General features: G+C 49.0%; 1 protein-coding gene. It reads right to left on the reverse strand.

The genetic code is table 11. The features are described from left to right. A partial coding sequence (locus R7Q11_RS29570) for an ABC transporter permease (protein ID WP_225467389.1) occupies positions 1–510 on the reverse strand: 510 nt, incomplete at both ends.

Consider the following 510-nt stretch of genomic DNA (forward strand, 5'->3'; position numbering starts at 1 on the left):
ACAACGCCACGACCACTTCATCAAACGACGTGCCAAACGCAAACAATCCACCGGAAATCATGCCGGGACGGATCAACGGAAAAGTCACATGCCTAAAGGTATAAACCGGATTTGCGCCCAAACTGGCCGCCGCTTTGACGAGGCTTTGATCAAAACCACTCAGCGTCGCGCTCACTGTGATCACGACAAAAGGCGTACCTAGCGCGGCATGCGCTAAGATGATGCCAAAATAAGTCTGAGATAAACCCAACCGAGTGTAGAAAAAATACATCGCAGCGGCAGAAATAATCACAGGCACAATCATTGGAGAGATCAGCAACGCCATAATGGCATTTCTAAACGGCAAATTGCTGTTGGCTAGTCCCAATGCGGCTAACGTACCCAAACCCGTCGCGATCAAGGTAGCCATGAGCGCAATAAACGTGCTGTTTTTGAGTGCTAATAACCACTGCTCATTGGTGAACATTTCTTGATACCAGCGTACCGAATAGGCGTCTGCGTCCAAGTTCA

It is taken from the genome of Vibrio sp. 970 (assembly GCF_033339075.1).